General features: G+C 41.4%; 3 protein-coding genes. 2 read left to right on the top strand and 1 reads right to left on the bottom strand.

Annotated elements, in window-relative coordinates; all coding sequences use genetic code 11:
* Positions 1-172: 172 nt before the first annotated feature.
* The gene (locus AC805_RS15410) at positions 173-1,225 is read right to left on the bottom strand and encodes an RNA ligase (protein WP_055076242.1); all 1,053 of its coding nucleotides are present in this window, start codon (positions 1,223-1,225) and stop codon (positions 173-175) included.
* 236 nt (positions 1,226-1,461) lie between these two features.
* Between AC805_RS15410 and AC805_RS15415 the strand changes: the two genes are divergently transcribed.
* Both AC805_RS15415 and AC805_RS15420 read left to right on the top strand, forming a co-directional pair.
* Positions 1,462-2,118 (top strand): response regulator transcription factor, encoded by a 657-nt coding sequence (locus AC805_RS15415; protein ID WP_055076243.1) that lies wholly within the window; start codon positions 1,462-1,464, stop codon positions 2,116-2,118.
* 427 nt (positions 2,119-2,545) lie between these two features.
* Entirely contained in the window at positions 2,546-2,998 is a 453-nt protein-coding gene (locus tag AC805_RS15420) for a hypothetical protein (protein ID WP_055076244.1), read from the top strand.
* Positions 2,999-3,032 lie beyond the last annotated feature (34 nt).

Raw genomic sequence — 3,032 nt, forward strand, 5'->3', positions numbered from 1 at the left:
TCTCCATTGTAGTTAAAAGCCAAAAACCAAAATAGAGTTGCGGCGCTTAGCGCCGCAACTCTATTTTGGTTTTTGGCTTTGTTCTAACATAACTGACTACCGCTATATAACAATGAAAGTTTTGCTTAGGATATAAAGAGATGATTGGTGGTACAAAGCACCACCAATCATCTTAATTATCATCATTATCCATAAATGGTTTTTCGTGGGCAGGCTTGATAGTTCGCCAAATGTAATCACTATAGTCCTTCCCATCTAATAAAGAGAATAAAATTGTGTGATTCTGACAAGCTAAAATATGCTTTGCCATTTCCTTGCGATCGCGCCGATCTACGGTGGCAATAATTCTCTCAAAATCAGCCTTTGCCGCATTCTCAATTTGTTGATACTGATTAATTAGAGAAGCTTTAGTTTCCTTGACCCAATTGTAAAATTCATCGGGAACTCGCTCTAAAATATTTTCAAAGGGAGTGCGATCGCGCAGCATCTCCCAGATTACTTTGCTGGTAACTTGAGTAAGCACCCGATGTAACTTTACATAATCGGCAAACTTAAACTTAAGCCTTAACCCACTCGCAAATCGAATCACAAAACCCTCTTGATTTTGATTGTTGAGCGCAGCGATCGAGTCAAGATCATTTAACCCATCGTATCTTTTGGCGATCGGAAATCCTAAATGTCCATAGGACTCAATCTCATGTTCTCGACCAGATTCTGTCTCAATTACAGCCAATAGAACTAAAGCTTCGTAGTTTCCATAATCTACAACAATGCGATTCGATGGATAGATAATCTCAAATAAATAGGTAAGCGATCTATCTAGGGAAGGAATTACTGCTTTGTAAAGATTCTGTAATATGTCATTGGCTTTGACCGCTTGGTCAGAGTTAAAGCTACCCCTAGAGGCAATATATGGTTGCTCGTTATGCCAATACAAAATCCCTAGCGAACCATCAAGTTTCTCGTAAACGTGAAATGATTCTGCTGGTAATGCTTCTTGATGTTCTTGTAGATTAAAAAACTTGGGTAGAGGTCTAGCAACGATCGCCCCATTGCGATCTAAAATCAAGCCTCGGCATTGCATAGTTTCCGATGTCCATAGGCGATCGTACTGAGCCTTAGCCGTGTAGTTGTAAATGAAGAGTTCACCACTTGAATGAGGACGTTTGGTGATATATCCTTCAGCAACTAGTTGCTCGACTTTCTCCAAATTGATGCCGCTCATTCTGTGTCTTTGCAATTGATTTAAGGTTATTGATTTAAGTTTTTATAGCTACAATCACTTGTTTTAGGAGATAAAACCCAAGAGTTGATTGGCGACTTGCCCCGATGCAAATCAACTCTTAGGCTTTATCTCCTAGTACATTCGGCGATCGCTATAAATAATATAGCGGGTTTCAGTTTGCCGTAGGTAAACTGAAACCCGCTATAATCAAATCAAATTCAATCAAATTTAGAATTATGACTGCGGCGACAGCATCTAAACCTTTAAAAGTCCTAATTGTTGAAGACGATCCACTCATCCAACTTGGATTAGAGCAATCGCTTTCTCAACAGCCGAATATCACCGTAGTTGGCATCGCAGAGGATGGCTATATCGGGGTAAAGATGGCACAGGAACTGCGTCCTGACATCATTGTAATGGATATTGGACTGCCAAGGCTAGATGGGATTTCAGCAACGCAAAAAATTAAAAGTGCTTCACCAAATGTTCATATTGTGATGCTTAGTTCCCATACCGATGACACGGAGATTATTGCCGCCTTGTCGAGCGGTGCTGATGCCTATTGTGTAAAAGGGACATCTACTGAAAGTCTATTAGCTGCTTTTACGGCTGCCATGGATGGGGCTACCTACCTCGATCCCCAAGTTGCTCGTAAAGTGATGGATCATCTCAAGCCCCCCACTCAAGTTGAAAATAACTCACACCTATCTCAACGGGAACTGGAAGTGCTGAAATTAATTGTCGATGGTAAGAGTAATCCCGAAATTGCGAAAACTCTCTATCTCAGCCCTAATACCATTAAAACCCATGTGCGCGGCATTATGAATAAGCTATCCGTTGACGATCGCGTTCAAGCCGCAGTGGTAGCTTTGCGATCGGGTTTAGTTAATTAGTAGCTTATGTAAAAGCCCAAAAGCTTGGCGCACGCGCAGCGTGCGCCAAGCTTTTGTCTCTGTTTTTTATGCCCAGTTATACCAATTCCCAAAATGGCGTTGCCACTTTGGGAATCTCAAAACCTTACTGGGTTTGGTTTTTAATTCACGAAAGTGTTGTCACACTTTCGTGAATTGGTATTACTCCCTTCCCAGTGAAAAATTAGACGTTGCGGCGCTTCGCGCCGCAACGCTAATTCTTGGTTTTGAATGTCTAATTTTATAGCGGGAAGGGATTATACCAATTCACATTGGTATAACTGGGCAATTGATGACGTGAGTGTAATGCTGTGTAATGCCCTCACTTAAATGGATTCGACTGCGATTGGTAATAAAGCTATATAATGAAAATTGATTTACAGCGCAACAAAACAGAGCAATAAAAACTGTGGCACATACCTTTTTAGTGCAACCTGGGAAATGGACTCTCGAGGGAAACTGGATAGAGAGAGATTCCATGCCAATTCGAGTTAAGGGTAGAACTTTAGTAGGTTGGTCAAAAGATAATTTTTGGTTTACCATGGTCACAAAGTTGACCTTTCCCGAAAGCGATCGCGAAGAGCTAACCATGGCTTATAAGGGGCGGATTGATTCGGACGAGCGTCGTTTCACCTTTGTTGTTGATGATAGCTCTCTGGGTAAGGTTGAGGGGGAAGGCATAATTGGACCCGATTCAATTACTCAACGCTATTGGGTAATGGGGGATAAAAAAATGCGGACGGGTTTTCAAACTCTTTATCGTCGGGACAATAATATTTATTCTTTAGCTAGCGGTGTTATTGCTGGACAAAATCTAGAAAGTACGATGGAGGCTCTTATCAGCCGTCACATTGACTCTTAAGTATAGCAGTAGCCAGTTATGTTAGGACAAAAAC

Source organism: Pseudanabaena sp. 'Roaring Creek', from assembly GCF_001402795.1.
GTDB lineage: Bacteria > Cyanobacteriota > Cyanobacteriia > Pseudanabaenales > Pseudanabaenaceae > Pseudanabaena.

Coding starts and splice junctions, on each gene's coding strand:
- AC805_RS15410 (WP_055076242.1), bottom strand. CDS start 1,225: ATGAGCGGCATCAATTTGGAGAAAGTCGAGCAACTAGTTGCTGAAGGA.
- AC805_RS15415 (WP_055076243.1), top strand. CDS start 1,462: ATGACTGCGGCGACAGCATCTAAACCTTTAAAAGTCCTAATTGTTGAA.